The organism is Nonlabens xylanidelens (assembly GCF_002934445.1).
GTDB classification, from domain to species: Bacteria; Bacteroidota; Bacteroidia; order Flavobacteriales; family Flavobacteriaceae; genus Nonlabens; species Nonlabens xylanidelens.
On sequence record NZ_PTJE01000009.1, the window covers coordinates 89,356 to 111,891 of the forward strand.

General features: G+C 35.3%; 21 protein-coding genes and 2 tRNA genes. 7 read left to right on the forward strand and 16 right to left on the reverse strand.

Annotation, left to right across the window (positions count from 1 at the left end; genetic code table 11):
* From LY01_RS14205 to LY01_RS14235, 7 genes are all read right to left on the reverse strand, one after another.
* Nucleotides 1-1,089, reverse strand: a complete 1,089-nt coding sequence (locus tag LY01_RS14205; RefSeq protein WP_104516679.1) for an AAA family ATPase — start codon at nt 1,087-1,089, stop codon at nt 1-3.
* A gap of 136 nt (nt 1,090-1,225) precedes the next feature.
* Nucleotides 1,226-1,909, reverse strand: a complete 684-nt coding sequence (locus LY01_RS14210; RefSeq protein ID WP_104516680.1) for a P-loop NTPase family protein — start codon at nt 1,907-1,909, stop codon at nt 1,226-1,228.
* The gene (locus LY01_RS14215) at nt 1,906-2,562 is read right to left on the reverse strand and encodes a hypothetical protein (RefSeq protein ID WP_104516681.1); all 657 of its coding nucleotides are present in this window, start codon (nt 2,560-2,562) and stop codon (nt 1,906-1,908) included. Before LY01_RS14215 ends, LY01_RS14210 begins: the two co-directional genes overlap by 4 nt.
* A 9-nt stretch (nt 2,563-2,571) precedes the next feature.
* A complete protein-coding gene (locus LY01_RS14220) occupies nt 2,572-2,844 on the reverse strand; it encodes a helix-turn-helix domain-containing protein (protein ID WP_104516682.1) in 273 nt (90 codons plus the stop codon).
* A 179-nt stretch (nt 2,845-3,023) separates the two neighbouring features.
* Entirely contained in the window at nt 3,024-3,878 is an 855-nt protein-coding gene (locus LY01_RS14225) for an RteC domain-containing protein (protein WP_245890755.1), read from the reverse strand.
* 86 nt (nt 3,879-3,964) lie between these two features.
* Nucleotides 3,965-5,236, reverse strand: a complete 1,272-nt coding sequence (locus LY01_RS14230) for a site-specific integrase (RefSeq protein WP_104516683.1) — start codon at nt 5,234-5,236, stop codon at nt 3,965-3,967.
* 232 nt (nt 5,237-5,468) lie between these two features.
* A tRNA-Arg gene (locus LY01_RS14235) sits at nt 5,469-5,542 on the reverse strand.
* Between the two features lie 231 nt (nt 5,543-5,773).
* On the opposite strand from LY01_RS14235, the gene LY01_RS14240 reads away from it, so the two are divergent.
* Nucleotides 5,774-6,295: an adenine phosphoribosyltransferase gene (locus tag LY01_RS14240; RefSeq protein ID WP_104516684.1), complete on the forward strand. Its 522-nt coding sequence runs from the start codon at nt 5,774-5,776 to the stop codon at nt 6,293-6,295.
* Between the two features lie 3 nt (nt 6,296-6,298).
* On the opposite strand, the gene LY01_RS14245 is transcribed toward LY01_RS14240, so the two are convergent.
* The 4 genes from LY01_RS14245 to LY01_RS14260 form a co-directional block, all read right to left on the reverse strand.
* Nucleotides 6,299-7,222 (reverse strand): VPGUxxT family thioredoxin-like (seleno)protein, type 2, encoded by a 924-nt coding sequence (locus LY01_RS14245; RefSeq protein WP_170034662.1) that lies wholly within the window; start codon nt 7,220-7,222, stop codon nt 6,299-6,301.
* Nucleotides 7,223-7,401: 179 nt separating this feature from the next.
* Complete coding sequence (locus tag LY01_RS14250; RefSeq protein ID WP_104516686.1) at nt 7,402-7,776, reverse strand: hypothetical protein; 375 nt, start codon at nt 7,774-7,776, stop codon at nt 7,402-7,404.
* Between the two features lie 92 nt (nt 7,777-7,868).
* Entirely contained in the window at nt 7,869-9,437 is a 1,569-nt protein-coding gene (locus LY01_RS14255) for an NAD(P)/FAD-dependent oxidoreductase (RefSeq protein WP_104516687.1), read from the reverse strand.
* 105 nt (nt 9,438-9,542) lie between these two features.
* The gene (locus LY01_RS14260; protein ID WP_394340832.1) at nt 9,543-10,529 is read right to left on the reverse strand and encodes an NAD(P)H-dependent flavin oxidoreductase; all 987 of its coding nucleotides are present in this window, start codon (nt 10,527-10,529) and stop codon (nt 9,543-9,545) included.
* A 148-nt stretch (nt 10,530-10,677) separates the two neighbouring features.
* Between LY01_RS14260 and LY01_RS14265 the strand changes: the two genes are divergently transcribed.
* Both LY01_RS14265 and LY01_RS14270 read left to right on the forward strand, forming a co-directional pair.
* A complete protein-coding gene (locus tag LY01_RS14265) occupies nt 10,678-13,041 on the forward strand; it encodes a TonB-dependent receptor (RefSeq protein ID WP_104516689.1) in 2,364 nt (787 codons plus the stop codon).
* 4 nt (nt 13,042-13,045) lie between these two features.
* Nucleotides 13,046-13,849 (forward strand): DUF4249 domain-containing protein, encoded by an 804-nt coding sequence (locus LY01_RS14270; RefSeq protein ID WP_104516690.1) that lies wholly within the window; start codon nt 13,046-13,048, stop codon nt 13,847-13,849.
* A 110-nt stretch (nt 13,850-13,959) separates the two neighbouring features.
* On the opposite strand, the gene LY01_RS14275 is transcribed toward LY01_RS14270, so the two are convergent.
* Together LY01_RS14275 and LY01_RS14280 are read right to left on the reverse strand one after the other, a co-directional pair.
* Complete coding sequence (locus LY01_RS14275; RefSeq protein WP_104516691.1) at nt 13,960-14,454, reverse strand: thioredoxin family protein; 495 nt, start codon at nt 14,452-14,454, stop codon at nt 13,960-13,962.
* A gap of 64 nt (nt 14,455-14,518) precedes the next feature.
* The gene (locus tag LY01_RS14280) at nt 14,519-15,145 is read right to left on the reverse strand and encodes an NAD(P)H-dependent oxidoreductase (RefSeq protein WP_104516692.1); all 627 of its coding nucleotides are present in this window, start codon (nt 15,143-15,145) and stop codon (nt 14,519-14,521) included.
* A 147-nt stretch (nt 15,146-15,292) separates the two neighbouring features.
* Between LY01_RS14280 and LY01_RS14285 the strand changes: the two genes are divergently transcribed.
* The 4 genes from LY01_RS14285 (at nt 15,293) to mqo (ending at nt 18,285) form a co-directional block, all read left to right on the forward strand.
* Nucleotides 15,293-15,679: an acyl-CoA thioesterase gene (locus LY01_RS14285; RefSeq protein ID WP_104516693.1), complete on the forward strand. Its 387-nt coding sequence runs from the start codon at nt 15,293-15,295 to the stop codon at nt 15,677-15,679.
* A gap of 1 nt (nt 15,680) precedes the next feature.
* Complete coding sequence (locus LY01_RS14290) at nt 15,681-16,340, forward strand: SanA/YdcF family protein (protein ID WP_104516694.1); 660 nt, start codon at nt 15,681-15,683, stop codon at nt 16,338-16,340.
* 211 nt (nt 16,341-16,551) lie between these two features.
* Nucleotides 16,552-16,636, forward strand: a tRNA-Ser gene (locus LY01_RS14295).
* Nucleotides 16,637-16,800: 164 nt separating this feature from the next.
* Entirely contained in the window at nt 16,801-18,285 is a 1,485-nt protein-coding gene (mqo, locus tag LY01_RS14300; RefSeq protein WP_104516695.1) for a malate dehydrogenase (quinone), read from the forward strand.
* Nucleotides 18,286-18,606: 321 nt separating this feature from the next.
* Here the strand turns inward: mqo and LY01_RS14305 are convergent, their stop codons facing one another.
* The 3 genes from LY01_RS14305 to dnaB all read right to left on the reverse strand — a co-directional run bounded on the left by LY01_RS14305 (nt 18,607) and on the right by dnaB (nt 22,411).
* Nucleotides 18,607-19,455 carry an intermediate filament family protein gene (locus LY01_RS14305; RefSeq protein ID WP_104516696.1) on the reverse strand — a complete coding sequence of 283 codons (849 nt, stop codon included), beginning with the start codon at nt 19,453-19,455 and terminating at the stop codon, nt 18,607-18,609.
* 18 nt (nt 19,456-19,473) lie between these two features.
* Nucleotides 19,474-20,736, reverse strand: coding sequence for an asparagine synthetase B (locus tag LY01_RS14310; protein WP_211289304.1), 1,263 nt, complete (start codon nt 20,734-20,736; stop codon nt 19,474-19,476).
* A gap of 133 nt (nt 20,737-20,869) precedes the next feature.
* The gene (gene dnaB / locus LY01_RS14315) at nt 20,870-22,411 is read right to left on the reverse strand and encodes a replicative DNA helicase (RefSeq protein ID WP_104516698.1); all 1,542 of its coding nucleotides are present in this window, start codon (nt 22,409-22,411) and stop codon (nt 20,870-20,872) included.
* Nucleotides 22,412-22,536: the final 125 nt, after the last annotated feature.

Genomic DNA, 22,536 nt, shown 5'->3' on the forward strand with positions numbered 1-22,536 from the left:
TTATTCAATTGTTAATGCGTTACGGACTTGTCTTATTGATATATCTAAGTAAGTTGCTATTTGTTTTTGAGGTATATGACTTTCATTCAAAAACCTGATCATTTCATCTGCTGTATATCTATTGTTGTTTTTATACTTGAAAAATTCAGAGAATATTTCATCATATTCAAACACACTTTTATGGATTATTGAGTTGTAATAAGCGCTATTCATTATTTTAATTATTTCTGAATGCGACAGATCTTTAAAATAAGTTGAAAGTGTGTCAAACTTTTTGTCATTAGTATCAATGTTAGCTTCAACTTTGATCAAATAATTGCTTATTAAATTTTTAATCTCATCTGAATTAGGCTTGTTTACATTAACAACCTTTTCAAACCTTCTCCATATTGCGCTATCCAATAGCTGCTCGTGATTAGTAGCAGCTATTAGAATACCTGTTTCCAGAAAGTCATCAATGTTCTGAAGTAAACTATTAATAACTCTTTTTAATTCTCCAGTTTCGTGATTGTCGTCTCTAGCTTTTGCAATAGCATCAAATTCATCTAAGAACAATATGCAAGGTTTACTCTTTGCGTAATCAAAAAGTTTTCTTATATTTTTAGCAGTGTTACCTAGCAGTGATGAGATTAAAGAATCAAATCTCGCAATAACGATTGGTATGTCTAACTCTTTTGCAATATGTTTTGCTAAAGTTGTTTTACCACAACCCGGAGGGCCATACAACAACATTGAAAGATTGATATCTAATCCCTTACTTTGAATGTCATTTTTAGAATTAACTAATGAAATAAAATTATTTACAGGACTTTGAATGCTCTCAGATATAGTTATATCTAGTTTGATATCTTGAGGTAGTATTATATCAGCAATGTTTAGGCGTGTGTCGTTGTCTACAGGTGCGTCAAAAAGTTGATCTTTAAATACAGGAATTCCCGTAGAGCCCTCAATAGTTTTCATAATTTTATCAGCAAGTTTATCTGCTCCGTCTTCTCTAAGCTTCTTAGCTAAGTGCTTAGAATAGCTGATCACCTTCTTTGCATCGTGACTGAGACCACCTTCAATTATCTTAATTAGCTCTGTATACATCTATGTGTTATATTATATTAGTTTTCTGTCACAAATATAGTAATAAGTGTGACATAAATGCGTAAAAACGTAATATTTATCTATAATAATGATGTATTATTTAATAAATCCGTTATAAAACAAGGCTTTAGCGTTATTATTTTCTTTTATCCCGTGAATTTTCTCCAAATGCTACCAGATTAAACATCTCTCGCATCCTTGATCTAATACGTTCGCCATATTTTTCTTGTAGTTCTTCTGCATTAAGGTTTGTTGTAATGTGGGTTAAGATGTCTTTTTGTTTGAATACTTCATATCTTGATATGAGTATTTCTCCCATTACGTTGCAATCTTTACCGTAATATCTGCCTATGTGTTCTACTCCTAAGTCATCAAAGCAGTAAGCTTTGTTATCACTATAGTCCTCAATCAATTTAAAACCTATACCGTTAAATCCAAAAACAATATTACGTGCCGGTATAAAAGCGTAGTTTTTTTTGTGAGGTACGAGATGCGGTAATAATCGCATTAATGTGGTTTTACCACATCCTACAGGACCAGATAGGAGTATGCCTTTTTCTGTATCTATATCTAGTTTTTTACAATACTTGTGGTCTTGTATAAAGTAGCTTGCTAGCTTTAGTAAAAGCTCGTGATCGTCTTCGTAGATTTTAAAATTTTTACCAAAGAGTAGTTTGCCTTTTGCATCTAAGTAGGTTAGTATTTTAGGGAAATCGTAGCAGATGGCTTTGCCATCAAAACTTCCTAATTTAAACTGTGTAGCACCTTCAAAGAGTATATGTGGCTGCTGTGGATTAAATACTGTTGCTGGATGTTTCATAATGGCTGATTGTAATCTTTATTTCTTACTGTATGTAGGTTGTCTCTATTTAGGGACGGCTCTTTTTTTGTTTTTAATTCTGTGGCTTTTAGTATCCAGTTTTTTGCTGATGCGTGCCAATCTTCCATTTTAATTTTGCCACCTATTTTCCAACCGTTGGCTTGGTAATGATTATAAAATTTTTGTGCTTCTAAATCTGGCCACTTTTCTTTTTTGAAAAAATCTAAAACTTCTAATTCACTTCTTGGAAGCTCCAGTTTATAACTGTTTTTTATTTGTTTATACTGTTTATTAGAAGGTACTAGTGCTTGTCCTTGATTTGACACACCTAAGTCCATAGCTTGTCCAGAGGTTGTCTTGAATATGAGCATCTTAATCACTGAGCCTTTAAATGGATTGTGCGATGGCTCATAGATGAGGTATTTGTATTGGTGCAATTCTCTAGTACATCTATGATATGTAGATTTCGAACCTATTTTAGACAAGCGCATCACATCTTCACGGTTTACGTGGAAGCTTTCGCGAAAACGATTGTGATTCCAGATCTGAAAGAATGCTAAATAGAGACTTATATGGGTTGGGTTAAGTCTACTGTCTTTTTGAAACAAAGCAAAGACTACATTGAGGTGTTTGATGTAATTAACTTCTGCCATTGTTCCATCTTACGATACCACTTTGTTCTCTTGAAGAATACGAAGTATTTCTTCGTACTCATATAGAATGATTCCTCCAATCTTTGTGTAGGGGAGTGTGCCATTAATTCTCAAGTTTTGAAGTGTTCCAGGACTAACCTGAAGCATTTCCATTACCTCTGCAGATTTGAGATATTTTTTGATATCCGCTGGAGTTTTTTTTTGAAGGAGTTTTTTGAGTTCTCCAAAAAGTTCTAATTTAAAATCATAAAGGTCGTCTGTGGTAAGAATTTCTGTTGCCATTGTAAAATTGTTTAAAAAGCAAAGTCATCAGATTAATTGATTTAAGATGACTTTGCATTGATTTGACTTTCGTTTTACAAAACTGCTTAAACTTGCCCTTTTTTATTCGGTATGTGTTCGGTAGTACCGAAGTATTTTAACATTTATGAAGTTATAAGAAATGTTCATTTATTTTGATTTTACTTAGCATTATCAAGGTCTATCCGTTTTTCAAGACTGAGTTTTAGGTGATCTAAAAATTTTGTAGTGTCCTTTTCTCTATTCTTTATTTCGGCATAGGTTTTATAGAAATTGTTTAGATTGATATCGAATAAGGTAGTACATACCTCAGCTATTTTGCTTAGTTCTGCTTGACCGTTTCTGATAGCGCCAGCGCTATGTAGCGCATAAATCATTTCTACTAAATCTGTTTTAGAAGCTGTCCAGGATAGACCATTAAGTATAGCCGGACTGACTTCTTCAACAGTTATATTATCTCTCTTTTTTCTCAGATAATCTAGTTCTAAATCGAAGTAACTTGAGAGTAAATCATAGCTAATTACTTGCGCAGCAAGGTTGTCGTGACTGGTTGAGAATTCTGGGTCCGTAAAATAATGAGAAGTGTCTACAGGAAAATCTAGTCTATCATTACCTCGCACAAAATAGATATGATCTAATGCATCATTGCATTGTCTGCAGTATTGGAAAAATTCTAGATTTCTCATTTTATGATTTTCCAATTTATCTATTACTGTGCTTACATATTTTACCTGTTTTGAAATACTGGCTACAGGTTTTTCTGAAATGAAGCGTCTTGCCTTTGAAAAGAACTTAATTCTACCGTTTATAAATGGTTTGTCGTATTTGAAAAAAGCTATTTCTTGTTGCTGTGTAAGGAAGTTGTCTTTTGTCCTAAGCCTCTTCCTTAGTTTGTTTAATGCTTGTACAGAAATGCTTAATCCATCATTGAGAACAGATAGATTTCTTAGGTTGGATTCTTCTATTTTCAATATTTCTTGTTTGTAATTTTTGATGATTTGGGTAATGTGCTGCATAGGTTGGATTTAAAATTTACCCATCAAGTTATACAACACATTTAATATCACAAAATATAAATGAGGGAAGTGAATCTCATAAAATTTTAACTACCTATTTTTGAGTTATTTCCATTCTTTTGATCTTTTGACTTATTGAGTAAAACCACTTTTAAAGCATTCATATCTGCGCTTACTTTGTTCTGAAGGACTCGAGCATAAATTTGAGTAGTGGCTATTTTAGAATGTCCTAAAAGCTTAGATACCGTTTCTATAGGCACGCCATTAGATAAGGTGACTGTTGTAGCAAATGTATGTCGTGCCATATGAAATGTTAGGTTCTTATTAATACCTACAAAATTGGCTACTTCTTTAAGAAACATATTGATTTTTTCGTTTGTGAGTACTGGAAGCAATGAATTATTAACTGCTGTTACCGGATGATCTTTGTATTTATTTACGATATCTAAAGCTTGCCCTAATAGAGGTACTTTGACTGTTGTATTGGTTTTCTGTCTTTTGGTCATTATCCAGTTACCTCCGTCAATACCTAAAACTAGGTGATTAGGTGTTAAGTTCATAATATCGACGTAGCTAATACCTGTATAACAACTAAAAACGAATAGGTCGCGAACGCGATCTAAACGTTCTGAAATGAAAACTTTGTTTTCAAGATTCTTTAACTCTTGTTCCGATAGATATTCTCTGTTAGTTTTATCATAGGTCATTTTCCATCTGACAAAAGGATCTTTGTCAATCCACTCTAAATGATAAGCTAACGTAACAACCTTTCGTAAACGTTGTATGTGTTTCATCCTTGTATTGTTACTTAATGCTTTTGGATGATTTGCTGGCCATACTTGTGATAGGTATAGCTCAAAATGACTTAAGAATTCAAAATTGAGCTGGTTGAGGTATATATCAGTAGTCTTCTTTTTCTGCTGCAGGAACTTAAATATATAATTTTCTGTTATACCGAAATTTCTGATTGAACCAACAGCGAGGGTATTTGCAATTTTTTTACTGTGGTACTCAAAAATATTTTTAAGTGTTTTTCCTTTGTTGTCAGCTTCGCCTGTATATTGTGCTTTAATAAGTTGAGCCGTAATGAGCTCTTCTTTAAATTTAAGGTCCTGGTAAATCTGGAAGAGTTGTGTGTAAATCTGATCTAAATACTGATTGGCGCTTTGAGCTTGGTGCGAATTGCCTCTGAGTTTTTTCTTTTTAGGATCCCAAAGATTTTGAGGCACACGTCTTTTTAAACTAATATTTGCTCTTTTTTTATCTACAGTTATTCTAGCGTAGATTAATACTTCGCCATTGATGGCGTTCTTTTGGTCTGCCCAAAAGAGAATTGAAAATGTGTGTGTTGACCGCATAGTTGTCGTCTTTAGATTAAACAAATCGTCTTGACGAAAGTCAAATCAACTATAGCAATACATTCAGCGCTTTTTGTGAAAGCGTCAGTTGAACTGACACTTTGAAAATTAACTGACGGATAACTGACATATTAAAGCAAATCATATCATTTTAAATGTTGCTCTAAAAACCAGAAAACCACGTAATTCATAAGAATTACGTGGTTTTGATAAGAGTTTAAGCTCTTTAAAGTGACCTCGACAGGATTCAAACCTGTAACCTCTTGAGCCGTAATCAAGTGCGCTATTCAGTTGCGCCACGAGGCCATTTTTAATTACTTTAAGGTAGCAATTTAAAATAAGTTTTAGACTTATCACCTTTGCCTCCGAACATATCATTCTTTAGCGGCTGCAAATATAGTTTAATTTAAAAATACAACAAGGCTTTTTTTAAATAAATTTTAAAAAATAAATTTTAGAGTATCAATAACCCCTTCTACTTCTAATTAAATACCACTTCATAACCTAATACAGTAAACCCTTTTTTATATTTATCGCATGAATAATACAACTCTCTCTAAATTTATTAAAGACATACCTAACTTTCCTAAAGAAGGAATCGTTTTTAAAGATATTTCTCCTCTACTAGCCTCAAAAGAAGCGAGGGAATCGATGACTCAATCTCTTATTGCGCCTTATAAGGATAAAAATATAGACGTAGTAATAGGCATAGAATCTAGAGGTTTTCTTTTTGGAATGTTAATGGCCGATGCTCTAAATGCAAAATTTGTAATGATGCGTAAACCTGGTAAATTACCAGGAGAGATCATATCTCAAGAATATCAATTAGAATACGGCACAGATACTCTTGAAATACAAAAAGACAGCTTATCATCACGCGATAATGTCTTGATCCATGATGATGTACTTGCCACTGGTGGTACTGCAGCAGCTGCCTTATCATTAGTAGAACAAACTGGTGCCACAACAGTAGGGTATAGTTTTATTATAGAATTAGACTTCTTAAAAGGTAAGGACCTCTTAAAAAATCCTAACGTCCATTCTATTTTACACTATTAATCATTAATTAAGAGCCAGACTATTCCAGCTAGACTGAAAATCTTTATCAAACAAAATAGCTTTGTGCTTTGCGGTTCTTAAACCCTTATATCTTTTATATTGTTTAGGGCTTAAGAATTGTATTGCATTATTTTTCATCCCCAATGCGCTATTAATTTTGGTACGTTGTAATTCACTTAACGGTAAGTATTTATAATCGCTATGTTTGAGATAATAGTCCTCATCTTTGCTCGATGCATAATAGGATTTATCAAGGCCTATTAATTTCATATCTCTACGGCTGGCAAATTGATCTAGCTGCTCATTACTAGTCACTGTATTATCATAAGTTACCTTTACGACCTCATATCCCTTCATAAAACCAGCCTCTGTATTTAACACCCCTAGTTGTGAACCCAGTTCTTTCTCTCCAGTCCAGAAACAGTACATACTATAATAACGATCTTGTTGACTAGCACTACTCACATGCAGCTCTTCTCCTAACAGTTTCATATAAGCAGGCACTTCTTTCTTATAAATAACCAGCGCCTCTTCCATAGCGGTGTAAAGTCCTTGGGCTGTATAATTACCTGCTACACGTTTTACCATTTTATCTCCTTTATCATTTACAATGTTAACCACAGGATTGTTCCAGGCACTTTCTGTATATTTTTCTAAAATTACACGATCCTTACCTCCTTTATTATTATAAATGGCAAGTGGTACAAATTCATTTTCGATAACTTCCGTCATTAAGGGATTACTCAATACATCCTTACCATAGTTTTGGCAAGTAGAACAGCCTGGCACCTCTTGAAATAAAATTAAAACTGGCTTTCCAGACTCTTTAGAGCTTTTAAGAGCCTGATCATAATCTCTATACCATGAAACTTTACCTAACTCTGTAGGTTGATTAGATGGATTTGTACGTGTTTGCGCTGTGGACATTGCTATACCAACTAATAAAAATGCGCAACATTGAATTGTCTTTAAAATATTCATATCTTTTTCCTTTGATTTAAAGGTAAATGAAGAATATATAAGAAGTATCACGGTAGTATAAACTTTGTACTATCTATTATGTTTATTGGGTTTCCGCTTTCGCGAAAGCGAGAATCAAACTAACCCTATTCACCTAACACTTCTGATGCCCACTCAATAGCTTCTAAAACAGTAGAAGCCACCATAAATCTCTTTGCATAAAATTTACTCTCAAAAAGTGCTGTTTTCTTACCTATTAAGGAAGTAGTAATAATACAAACTCCTAGTAGGTTATCAATTTTTGAAGTTTCTAAGTAGGTTATAGGATTTACAGTATACTCCATCGTACGATTAGAAATGTACACCCAATTTTTATCTGTAAAATGATTCAAGATAATGTCTCGCATCTCGTCATTATTCTCTGGCTTAAGAACAACACCTTCATTTATTTGAGCAATTACATAATTCCCAAATATAAAAAGCTCACCATAATCTAGATTATGATATAAAATTCGTGACATAAATAGGTTAGTTTATTGCCGGCAAAACTAACATTAACTTTTATCACCAACTCCATCTACTATACTAAATAGCAATTAATTAACATTTGAGATTACCGTGATCGATTTTTTTCAAGGACACGATCCATACAATTAATCCCATCTATTCCAGCACTAATAATACCACCGGCATATCCTGCACCTTCTGCACAAGGATAAAGCCCTTTAATATCAACATGTTCGAGAGTTATAGGGTCTCTAGGTATATTGATAGGTGAACTGGTTCTACTTTCTGGGGCATGCAATACAGCATCATTAGTATAATACCCTTTCATCTTTTTACCGAATGCTACAAAAGCAATCCTTAAACGACTCGCTAGCATATCTGGCAATACTTTATTTAAATCTACACTAGTTAATCCAGGATGGTAAGAAGTTTTAGGGAAATCTGTAGATACCTTTCCTTCTACAAAATCCATCATGCGTTGTGCCGGTACTCGTTGCGTTTTTCCTGCTGCAACCCAACAATCGTATTCTACTTGTTTTTGAAAATCTAGTGACACAAATGGATCGTTAGGGTTATTAGGGTCATAATTAGGAAGATCTTCTGGAGAGACGCTTACCACTATCCCACTATTAGAATAAGGATTATTACGTTTACTAGGGCTCCAGCCATTAGTAACTACCTCTTCTGTATCTGTAGCACATGGAGCAATTATACCGCCAGGACACATACAGAAAGAGTAAACACCCATACCATCTACTTGCTCTACTAGGCTGTAACTAGCTGGTGGCAAATATGGGTTTTGATCGTCTCCATGGTATTGAATCTGGTCTATAAGCTCTTGTTGATGTTCTATTCTTACCCCTATTGCAAATGGTTTTGCAAGAATCTTTACATCTCTTTTATGCAGTAAATTGAATATATCTCTAGCAGAGTGTCCAGTGGCTAGAATTACATTATCGTACTCCTTCCATTCTACATCATTAATTTGTATCGCTTTGATTTTATTATTCTCATGACGTAGGTCGGTCATTTTGGACTCAAAATGCACCTCTCCTCCAGCCTCAAGAATAGCTTCTCTCATAGAGGTAATAATTTGTGGCAGTTTATTGGTCCCTATATGTGGATGCGCATCTACTAGAATATCTGGCGTCGCACCAAAATCTACAAACCACTCTAACGCTTTAAGAACGTTACCTCGTTTCTTTGATCTAGTATATAATTTACCATCACTATAAGTACCTGCTCCACCTTCTCCATAACAGTAATTTGATTCTGGATTAACGGTATGATCTTTATTAATCGCAGCGAGATCACGTCTTCTAGAACGTACATCTTTACCTCTTTCATAAACTATAGGTTTAAGACCACCTTCTACAGCTCTTAAAGCGGCATATAACCCAGCTGGTCCAGCACCTATTATAGCTACTTCAGTGGCATCAGAAACATCTTCTATTTTATAGACTTCTCTTTCAGGGATTTCTTCTCCTGTAAGCCATAATTCTATTTGCAAGTTGTACTTTACTTTCTTCTGTCTCGCGTCTATAGATCTTTTTCTAACGTTCCATTTTTGAACGTCATCCATACGCAAGTCTATTTTTTCAAAAACCTTATGTAGTATATGATCTTCGTCTTCAAGGTGATGCGGTAAAACAGAAATTTGCACTAGTTTGCTCATGTGACAAAGGTAATAGAGAACATACCAATAAAAGGAAAACATATAAATGAAAAAAAGCCTTTTCCACAAATATGAAAAAGGCTTTTATTAAAACAGTATATAGATTTATTTACTGTACTTCTTTAAATTCTCTATTTGTGTTTCTATGGCTGTTTTAAATTCTGCCTTCATTCTATTGAGTAAGTCAGTTACTGGTACCGAATCCTTAATGGTAGCACTACCTTGTCCTGCGCTCCATATCGTTTTCCATGCTTTGGCCTCGGTATTCATTTCTTTACCAAAGTCAATTTTTACCTTGGCCTTCATTTGCTCTTCTGTAATACCAGCTGCATTTAAACTAGCGCCTAAAAAGTTTGCACTAACTCCAGAAATAGCAGCTGTATAAACTATATCGCTGCAACCAGCCTCGATAATCATATCACGATAATCATCTGTCGCCTTAGACTCATCTGTATTTATAAAACGTGTACCCATGTAAGCGAGATCTGCACCCATTTGTAATGCACTAGCTACATCCTGACCAGAGCTCATCGCGCCAGAAAGTAAAATAGTTCCTTTAAAAAACTCTTTAGTCTCTCTTATAAAAGGCATAGGGTTATTAGTCCCAGCATGACCACCTGCTCCTGCACAAACTAATATTAATCCGTCCACACCAGCTTCTTGAGCTTTTTGAGCGTGACGCTTCTTAATTACATCATGAAATACAATTCCTCCATAACTATGTACAGCATCTACCACATCGCTCACAGCACCTAATGAGGTGATAATAAGTGGCACTTTATGTTTTACACACAGTCTTAAATCTGCTTCTAATCTTGGATTACTTCCATGAACGATAAGATTAACACCAAAAGGTGCCGCCGTCTTTCCTGTTTCTTTTTCCCATTGGGATAATTCCTCTTTTATCTGTATCAACCATTCTTCAAAACCTTCACTAGAACGCTGATTAAGTGCTGGAAAAGTACCTACGATACCATTTTTACAACAGGAAATAACTAATTCTGGTCCAGAAATTAAAAACATAGGTGCTGCAACAACTGGCAACGATAGTTTATTTGTGAATTGTGAAGTGGTCATAAATATTGTTTTCATCAAAGTTAACAAAGTATTACTATGTATGCATAATAAATTAAACAGATCTTTAAAAAACTACCTTCTGCACGAACTAATCACAATAGACATTACATTTGTAACAAATTGATTGTGCCTCCGTTATTTTATAAATTGTAACCTCTAGCCATTGAAAAAGTTTATATTATTAAGTGTTTTTAGTGTTCTCGCTTTCGCGAAAGCGCACTCACAAAAAGCAACTCTATCAGGAACCATTACCGAAGAAGCATCTGGGGAAACCATGCTTAACGTAAATGTTATTATCACAGATTTACAAACAGGTACGATAACAAATGAATACGGTTACTACTCTATCACACTGCCTGTAGGAACCTACAACATTCAATTTACCAGTATAGGTTATGCTACGATAGAACGTAGGATTTTACTAGAAGAAAATCTCAAATTAAACATCTCTCTTAAAGAACAAGGAGAAGAATTAGATGCGATTATACTGACTAACGATGTAGAAAAATTAAGCACAAAATCACCTCAAATGAGTGTGAATGCTCTTTCTATAGAAACTATAAAAAAAATACCTGTCGTACTAGGAGAGACGGACTTAATAAAGTCTCTTACTTTATTACCTGGTGTTACTAATGCTGGCGAGGGCGCTAGTGGTTTTAATGTACGAGGTGGCGCTGCCGACCAAAATCTGGTTCTACTTGATGAGGCTACTCTTTATGGAAGTGATCATTTATTTGGTTTCTTCTCTGTATTTAACCCAGACGCTATTAAAGATCTTAAACTGTATAAAGGTGGTATACCGGCTAGATATGGTGGTCGAGTTTCTAGCGTGCTGGACATCTATCAACGTGATGGAAATAAAAATAAACTGAGCGGTACTGGTGGTATAGGACTAGTGGCAAGTAGATTGTTATTAGAAGGTCCTATTATTAAAGAAAAAGCATCTTTTTTAATAGGCGGTCGCAGTAGTTATGCCCATTTATTCTTACCACTATTCGACGTGGATAATGTCGCTTATTTCTATGATTTAAACGCTAAGGCTAGTTTTAATCTGGACGATAGTAACCGTTTGTATATGTCCAGTTATTTTGGTCGTGATGTTTTTAATGTAGATAATCTTTTCAGTAACACTTTTGGTAATAGTTTTGTAAACCTGAGATGGAACCACCTTTTTAATGATAAGTGGTTTTCTAACGCATCGCTTATTTACAGCGATTACAATTATGGATTAGAATTAGACTTTGTTGAATTCACCTTTGACAGCGGTATTTCTAATCTTAATGCAAAGTATGACCTCACCCATTTTGTAAATGATAAGGTGAAAATGAGATATGGAATCAACACCATTTACTATGAATTTGACCCAGGAAAAATTAAACCTACCAGCTCTACCAGTGGCATCAATGAAAGACAACTCGTTAAAAAATATGCGTGGGAAAACGGCATCTATGCAGACGGCGAGTTTACCCTAAGCGATAAAATAAATATCAATGCAGGTTTAAGAATAAGCAATTTTAATAGATTAGGGCAGGAAAGCCTTAATATTTATGAAAATAATGAAGCACTTTCTTATAATGAAGAGTTAGAAATCTATGAAAGTGAAGATGCCGTAGATACTTTTTCCAGCAGTCGCAGTGAGACACTAGAATCCTTTATTAATCTAGAACCTAGATTTTCTATAGCCTATTCTATAGATGACGACACGAGTATTAAAGCCAGTTACCAGCGTATTAATCAATACATACATTTAATCTCTAATACTAATGCACCTACCCCATTTGACTTATATGCACCCAGTGGTACATTTATTAAACCACAAAAAGGAAATCAAGTAGCTGCAGGTTTTTTTAAAAACATAGGTGATTATTCTATTGAAACAGAGGTTTTTTACAAAACAGTAAAAAATAGACTGGATTATATAGACGGTGCAGATCTTATTGCAAACGATGCTGTAGAACAAATACTATTAGAAGGCGAAGCCAGAGCGTATGGTCTAGAATTTTTATTCAGAAAAAACGAAGGGAAATTACAAGGCTGGATAGCCTACACACTCTCTAAAAGTGAACAGCGCACTCCTGGAAGAACAGCCGTAGAACCAGGCATTAATAATGGAGAATGGTATAATGCTGCGTGGGATAAAACCCATGATCTTACCATAACAGCAAATTACGACCTGAATAAAAAATGGGACCTTGGCGCAAATTTCACTTTACAAACAGGACAGCCAGTCACATATCCTAATGGACAGTATGAGTTTAACGGTTTATTTGTTCCCACATTTGAGTCTAGAAATAGTAGTAGACTGCCTATTATTCATAGACTGGATTTTTCGGCAACTTACACACCTCAACCTAATAAGAAAAAAGGATGGCAATCGAGCTGGGTTTTCAGTTTATACAATGCCTATAATAGACGCAATGCAGTAAGCATCTCATTTGCCGAAAATGAAGATACTGATAGAAATGAAGCTACACGATTATCCATTTTTGGTGTCGTACCAGCCGTCACTTATAATTTTAAATTTTAAGAAAATGAAAAAGTCACCTTACATAATTATCGCTCTACTTTTTCTCATATCCTGCTCTGATGTGGTAGAATTAGATCTTAATAATTCAGACCCTAGACTAGTTATAGATGCTAGACTAGAACTACAGGAAGACGGCACCACTAGTTCTATTGTAGAATTAACTCGCACGGCAGGCTTTTATATAGAAGAAAATCCTAGCGTTACTGACGCTACCGTTTTTATAACTGAAGATAACGGTACAGTACACAATTTCACAACCACAGGTAATCAAGGCATCTATACTAATAACACTATAAACCTACAGGATAGCAACATCTACACACTAACCATTGTGGACCAAGCAGACACCTATACCAGCAGTGAGCAACTAGAGCGCACTTCTACTTTTACAGGTGTAGAGCAAGAATCTTTTGACGGTTTTGATGACGAGTTTTTACAAATAACGGCATCCTTTGATGACCCTGCAGGACTAGGCGACTTTTATCTATTTAAGTATGACGACATAGATAATGACCAGGTAGACATAGGTGATGATGAATTTATAGACGGTAATAATGCTGATACCATATTCTTTGTAGAAGATGCTGTACCAGGTACAGTTGCAACTATAAAAATAATGGGAATAGACCAGAGATGCTTTAATTTTTATGAGGTATTATTACAACAGGCAGGAGATAGCGGCAGTCCATTTGCTACTCAACCTGCAGTAGTCAGAGGTAATATTATTAATTCTACAGATTCAGATCGTTACCCATTTGGATATTTTAGAATATCCGAAGTTTTTGAAGTAGAATACACCATTCAATAAATAACTAAGTAACTCGCATATTACATAAGGCACATAATTCTAAACAAAAAAAGAGTGACTTATTAAAAGTCACTCTTTTTATTATTTAGTCTCATATTATAATTGACAACTTATAATCTGAAAATAGATTTATTCTCATCCATAAAGCGCCAGTGATAGCGAGGGTCATTACCACTAAAACGTTCTACTCGATTGCGTTCTGAACCTCTATAATCTAGAGCGATTATAGTTGGATACTTTACTTTATATTTATCTGAGAGTTTTTTATTGGTCTTTTTCTCATTCTCTGAAATGATATCATCGCGATAAGGATTATCTAAATACACGATATGATATTTTGCAGATTCTTCTACAAACTTATCGGTGTGAAAAAAGTATTTTTCTAGTTTAACACATGGTGTACACCAGTCACTACCTGTAAAATAAACCAAGATAGGTTTTTTAGTTTTTCTAGCCTCTTTCTTAGCTTCGTCTAGACTAGTTAACCATTGTAAATCATAAGTCACTTCTTCACTATTAGCAACTTGAACATCGTTAGAAGCCTCGTCTTGCGCACTAACGGCCATGGAAAAAAGTAAAAACGGAAGAATAAAAAGTAGTCTCATTTGTTTAAATTTTCAATTCAAAGGTAAATTAATAGTAGATAACAGACAATTATCTTGCCACTTTCTAAACGTATGAAATCATTTCTTGTTGCGGCTTGCGCACTTTTTTAAGTTGAGCCATAAAATCGTCAGTAGAGCGATGTCCCACAGGAAGCAATAGCACACTTTTTAATCCTTTACTTTTTAGATTCAAAAGCTCATCCATTTTCTCTGGCACAAAACCCTCCATAGGACAGGAATCTATCTGTTCATGGGCACAAACTGTAAGTAGATTACCTAAAATAAGATAAGCCTGACTCCTTGCCCATTGCTCAATCTCTAATGTGTTTTTATTTGAAAAACTATCTATTAAAAACTCCTTAAAAGGATTTAAAACCTCGTCTGGAGTGTTGCGTACTTTTTTAACCAGCTTAAAATAAGAATCGATAAACGGTTCATCTACCTCTGTAATGCATATCACAAGTACCGCGCTAGCGCCCTTAACCTGCAACTGGCCATAAGAATGTGCCACCATTTGGTCTTTTACCTTTTGGTCTGTAACGATAACTAACTTACAAGGTTGCAAACCATAAGAAGTTGCTGTTAAGTTAAATGCCTGCGCTAGTACATCTAACTGTGCAGACGATAACTTTTTATCAGCATCAAATTTCTTTGTTGCATACCTCCATTGTAAACTTTCTATACTATCCATATATATGATGCGTTATATTTGTGATCGAGAGATGGATGTTAGTTTCGCTTTCGCGAAAGCGGAATCTACACCAAACATCTTCCTTATTTAAACGTAAAAATAACCTACGGAAAAGATCTTTTATTAGCTTTCCAATAACTTATTTCAATGCAAGACATCGATACACGTATTAAAGAATCAGAAACAAGTATTTTTAAAGCCGTTTTTCCTAATACAACAAATCATTACGATACCCTTTTTGGTGGTACCGCGTTGCATCTCATGGACGAAGTTTCTTTTATATGCGCTACGAGGTTTTCTAGAAAAAAGGTAGTGACTATTAGTACAGATAAGATAGATTTTAAAAAACCTATTCCTCAAGGTAGCATTATCGAGCTGGTAGGGAAAATTTCTAAAGTAGGAAACACGAGTTGTGTAGTAGAAACCAGCATTTATATGGAAGACATGTACAGCTACTCTAGAGAAAAGGTTGTAACAGGTACTTTTACCTTTGTCGCAATAGACGATAATAAAAACCCTACCTCTATCCTATAATATGCGCAGACTCTTAAACATACTAGTATTCGGTATTATAATAGGTCTCGCTGGTATACTTATTTTACAATTACATGTAAAACGTACCTCTAGAGACGTTATCACAACTCATGTTAGCGAGTTAAAAACGGCTTATACCGGTATCGTTCTAGGGGCTAGTGTAAAACCAGACAAGACACTTTCTCCTATTTTACAAGATCGTGTAGATGCGGCACTACTAGCCTATGAAAATAAAAAGTTTAAGAAATTTCTACTCAGTGGTGATCATGGTGAGAAAAACTATGACGAAGTAAATGCCATGAAAAATTATCTAAATGATAAAGGCGTACCAGACGAGGATATCTTCTTAGATCATGCAGGTTTTGACACCTACGACACCATGTTTAGAGCACGCGATGTTTTTAAAGTCGACAACGCTATCATATTCACACAAGAATTTCATTTACCACGTGCTGTTTACATCGCAAAAAAAATGGGGTTAGATGTTCAAGGTTATGTTGCAGATAATCGTGAATACCCTGGCAACAGTCATTTTGCAAGAAGAGAATGGCTTGCTAACATAAAAGCATGGATGGAACTTAATATAGATAAATCACCTACGTACACAGGCAAGGTGATCCCTATTACAGGAGAAAGCAGCTTATCACACGATAAAAATTAAATTTCACGTTTTTTTCCCTTATAATTAGGTGAGTGAAGAATCTATCGTATTTATTTAAACAAATCACCTGGTTACAACCTTTTAACTATCAACCCATTAATAATAAATTAAAATTAAAACCTTTATTTTATTTCAAAAATAGCCGATTTTTAAAAGTTTAATTATATATTTGCAACCGCTAAAACAAAAAGCTTTTTTGTTTTAATAGACTGGAGAAGTGGCAGAGTGGTCGAATGCACTGGTCTTGAAAACCAGCGAGGGTCACACCTCCGGGGGTTCGAATCCCTCCTTCTCCGCTGCAACCCTGATAATCTTTTGATTATCAGGGTTTTTTATTTTCTATCTATTTACAATTTAATTAGACATTCCGCTTTTGCAAAAGCGAGACAAACATCCATCTACTCATTAAGGTAAAACCACCTACTTATTATCTATCTTTAGAACAACAATTTCTACAGGAATGAAAAATAAAGATTACGACCTTATATGTGTAGGCGCAGGAATAATGACTGCTACACTAGCTTTAATTACCAAAATATTAAAACCAGATCATAACATATTAATTCTAGAACGTCTAGATGACGTAGCCCTAGAAAGTAGCGCCGCATGGAATAATGCCGGTACAGGACATAGTGCACTATGTGAGCTTAATTACTGTCCCGAAAAAAACGGAACGGTAGACATTAAAAAAGCGGTGGATATTTGTACACAATTTGAGATGTCTAAGCAATTCTGGAGTTTTCTAGTAGATCAAAATCTTATCAAAGACCCTCAATCTTTTATCAATCCTGTACCACATAACAGCTGGGTTCACGGTAAGGATAACGTAGAATATCTAGAGCACCGATATGAAAAAATGAAGGAACACTTTATGTTTAACACCATAGAATATAGTACCTCCATTGAAAAGATGAAAGAGTGGTTTCCGTTAATTATGGAAGATAGAGATGGTAGCGATATTATGGCTGGATCACGTATAGATCGTGGTGCAGAGATGAATTTTGGAGCGCTGACTAGACATTTATTTGACATTTTAGAAAACGAATATGGCGTTACTGTTAGTTGCAATGAAGAGGTACAAGATGTAGATCCTGATCATAATATAGAATGGGATGTCATTACAAAGAATACCATTACTGGTAACGAGAGACATTTATGTGCTCATCATGTATTTATAGGCGCTGGTGGCGGTAGTTTATTGCTACTTCAAAAAGTAGAAATAGATGAGAAAGAAGGTTATGGTGGTTTTCCAGTAAGTGGTGCATGGCTAGTCTGTAAGAATGAAGAAATTATTAAACAGCACCTAGGTAAAGTATATTCTAAGGCAGGACCTAACGACCCACCTATGAGTACACCGCATCTAGACACTAGGTATGTGAATGGAAAACGCGAGTTACTATTCGGTCCATTTGCTGGTTTTAGTCCTAAGTTTTTAAAGAAAGGTTCTTATCTAGATCTGTTTAAGTCTATTAAAACAGGTAATATCAAACCTATGCTAGATACCTTTTGGGACAACCTACCTCTTACCCAATACCTGATCCATCAAGTATCCATGTCCTTTGATGACCGTATGGATGATTTGAGAAAATTCTATAAAAATGCAAAAAATGAGGACTGGGAATATAAAGTTGCCGGGCAGCGCGTTCAAATAATTAAGAAAGACGATTATAAAGGCGGACAGCTACAATTTGGTACAGAAGTAATATCAAGTAAGGACGGCAGCATCACTTGCTTACTAGGCGCCTCCCCAGGAGCATCTACATCGGTGAAAATAATGCTAGATGTTCTAGAAAAAGCTTTCCCAGAAATAGCAGAAGACCCAAAATGCTTAGAAAAACTACAACAAATGATTCCGTTTTATAAAACTGAGGTTACTGAAGAATTGTTCCATCAAGAACTCGTTAAAGCACAACAACTACTAGAAATAGACAAATCAATAGTATAGATTCTTAACTATCTTGATTTAATGATAAAAAAGGAAAGCTATTTCTAGCTTTTTTTTACTCTTTTACTCATGCTCTTTTAAAGCTATAGGCATTATAAATGCCCAGTTCATAAGAACGCGTTACAAACGCTCGCGACGTAGAAAATTTTAAAACTAAACAAGCCTTTTCTTAACACCACAAAAAAAGCCCTTATATCGCTGTAAAGACTTCTATATATTCTTTTAAATTATCCTTTCTTACTACTACTCGGTACCAGTTACAAACTGGCACTAGCGGTCGTTTATACTGGCGCCAGCAGGAGGGAAACTCCTAGCAATCTGTTAACGTAAACTTTCTTTAGTATTAATCAAATCTATTGCATCATTATCTTCTAAAGATTTTACATATTTTTTCAAAAAGTACTCTCCTTTGAAAGTTAAATAGTAAAAATAAAAACCATCATCGTGAGAAGAATCACGTTTTATAATATCATTAGCTATATATTTTTGGATTGCTAAATCTGAATAATCATTTGGAATTCGATTATACTTATTGACTGATACGGCCAGTTTTTCAAAATTTTTGAATGAACTGCTATTTTCAAATTTATTATACTGATAATCCAAGTTTATCAGCAAATCATAATCTTCTCTAGGTACACTTTTATTCTCCGCTAATTCAGCGCGTAAAGAGATTATCATTTTCTGAGCATCGTCTACTTTTGATCGGAGTATTTGAGCCTCGGTATTACTGTTTTCTAGTTCATTATTAAGTCCCTCAATTTTAGAATTAAGCTCCGATAATTCAGCATTTCCTGCTCTTGCATTCTCATACTTTCTCTCGGCAACCGCTTCAAATGTTCTTCCTTGCCAGTCATCAGCCTTTTCTTTGTAATGATTACGCTTTCTCTCATACTTAGCCTTCTTAATTAACCACTCAGTACTCCACATAAGATAAGGGAGAACTATTACATAAAATAACGCTATTAATAATGGATAAATAATTGTAGAATAAATATCTGAATGATTATTTGCCAATACTATTCTTTGATCTATTGACTCATTTGAATAAAACACAATTGCGATTGCCTCCCAATTCATTGCAAACCAAGCTACGACAAAAGAAAATATGAAGGGATTTTTAATCCTTTCATTTGCACTTTGCAAAACGTTATTAACCACTTCTTTCATTATTCTCCTTTATATTAATCAAGTCTTTTGCTTCTTCTTTCTAGCGGCAGGGAACAATACGTTGTTTAAAATCAAGCGGTATCCTGGACTGTTAGGGTGCAAACTCAATTCTGTAGGTGGATCTCCTACTCTATGCTGGTAATCTTCTGGATCGTGACCACCGTAAAAGGTAAAGAATCCTTTACCACGTATTCCATGTATGTATTTTGCTTCTTTGTTGGCTCTATTTTCTCCTAGTACGAGCACATTTTTCTTTACTTCAGGTCTGTAAAAACTAGTGGTCTGTCCCATAAAACCTTTAACTAGACTGGTGTGATTCTGGTTTAACATGGTAGGAATAGGATCCCATTTTGCGCTAAAATCCATTAAAGAAAAGTAATCCAACTCTCTTTTAATATCACGCTTTGTAGTCATGTCTATAGAGCTAAATTCATACACCATAGGAGAACGCTCTAGTTTATAATCGGTAAAGGCAAACGTCTTAGAATAGTCTATCTTATTTTGATAACCGGCCTCACTTGCATCGCCATCAAACATAGGCTCTGCAATATCGACACCTTCAGCACCTAGCGCTATGTCAAAACTGTCTGTTGCACTACACATCGCAAACATAAAACCACCACCTACTACGTAATCTCTAATTTTAAGAGCTACATCTCGCTTTTCTTCACTTACTTTATTGTAACCTAATTTTTGCGCTAGTTCTTCAGCCTTTTTCTTTTCTTCTATATACCATGGTGCTGCTCTATAATTGCGGTAAAACTTACCATACTGACCAGTAAAATCTTCATGATGTAGGTGCAACCAGTCGTATAACAATAGCTCGTCTGACAGTACTTCTTCATCATATACCTTTGTATACGGTATCTCTGCATAGGTAAGAACCATGGTTACCGCATCGTCCCATGGCAATTTACCGCTAGGCGTATAAACAGCTATTTTAGGTGCTTTTTCTAGCAAGACTTCTTGCATATTTTGCGATGGACTAGCGACTAGTTCTAGGATAGAGCTTACCTCTGCCTCAGACATCTCTTCATAGCTCACACCTCTCACTATCAGCTCGTTTTTAATCTCTTGCACGTTAGGCACTAGAAAAGAACCACCACGATAGTTGAGCAACCACTTTACTTTGGTCCCTTTAGAAAGTACCCAATAAGATATCCCATAGGCCTTTAAATGGTCCGACTGTGTGTCTGCATCCATTGGGATAAATAAATATTGTGCCTGTGCAAATAGCCCACTTGCACATAGTAATAACAGTAAAAAATATCTTTTAAACATTCTTGATAATTATGTTGATCTCGCTTTCGCGAAAGCGGAATTATAACCCACTAATTCCTAAATTATAAAAGCAGTCCACTAATATAAGAATTGAAAACGAGATGTAAAGCAATAATTAAATCAAGTCTTAGAACTAGAAAGGCATGTCGTCGTTAGGGATGTCAAATGCATCTCCTGGACTTGCAGCCTTAGGAGAGTCAAATGCGTCTGGTTTAAATGTGTCGTCGTTTGCGGCATTCATTTTAGAACCAAATTCTTCTGGAGCTCCAAAAAACTGATCGAGGTTATCAAACTTACCGAACTGACCTAAGAACTTTAAACGTATAGAGTCCGTCGCACCGTTACGGTGTTTTGCTACTATAAATTCACCTTGATCCTTAGTCGGACTGCGGTCATCGTCATCCCATTCTTCTAGGCCATAATATTCTGGTCTATAGATAAAGGATACAATATCTGCATCTTGCTCGATCGCACCAGATTCACGCAGGTCAGATAGTAGTGGACGTTTAGACCCACCACGAGATTCTACCGCACGAGACAGCTGTGATAGTGCTATTACTGGTACAGAAAGTTCCTTAGCTAGTGCTTTAAGGTTACGCGAGATAGTTGAAATTTCTTGTTCACGGTTACCACCTTTGGCACCTGTTTGCGCGGTCATTAACTGCAGGTAATCAATCATGATTAACTTGATACCATATTGAGAGGCAAGTCTTCTACATTTTGCACGCAGGTCAAAGATAGAAAGCGATGGTGTGTCATCAATAAAAATAGGAGCACGTTCTAAATCTTTTACTTTTACGTTTAACTGTTCCCACTCATGCGCTTCTAACTTTCCTGTTCTAAGCTTTTCAGAACTCAGTCCAGTTTCTGAAGATATTAAACGTGTAATTAACTGTACCGAACTCATCTCCAGAGAGAAAAATGCGACCGGTATATTACTACCTACAGCCACATTACGAGCCATACTTAGTGTAAAAGCTGTTTTACCCATACCTGGACGTGCAGCGATAATAATTAAATCGGACGGCTGCCATCCACTCGTTAATCTATCTAGATCTGTAAAACCGGTAGGTATACCAGATAGACCATCACGATTTGCAATTTCTTCAATACGCTCTTTTGCCTGACGTACTAAGTCCATGGCAGTTTCTGTACTTTTTCTTATGTTACCTTGGGTAACCTCGTATAGTTTTGATTCTGCTTTATCAAGTAAATCAAATACGTCTGTCGACTCTTCATAAGACTCGTTAATAATCTCTGTAGAGATCTTAATAAGACTACGCTGTATGAATTTTTGAAGAATAATTCTTGCGTGGAATTCAATGTGCGCTGTAGAACTTACTAATTGAGATAACTGTACAAGATAGTGGTCACCACCAGCAGCCTCTAGTTTTTCAATTTTACGCAATTGAGCACTAACGGTTAATAAGTCGACTGGTTTTCCTTCTTTAAAGAGTAGATCAATGGCTTCAAAGATAAATTGATGGCTTTTTTGATAAAAAACATCTGGAGAAAGCAGGTCGATAACCTCATCTACTCCTTTACCATCAATCATCAACGCTCCTATCACAACCTTCTCTAAATCAACTGCCTGAGGCGGTATTTTACCTTTCTCTAGGGTGACAACAGAGGTGTTTCCTGATACATTATTAGCGCGTGCTTGAACTTTTTCCATAGAACTCAAAAGTAGGTTTTAAATAAGGTTTATTAGAATAGGGTTATGATAAGGTAGTCAACAATCGCACCATAAAACACGTTGATAACATGTTGATAACCACGATTGTTTTTTGAAAGCTAGTA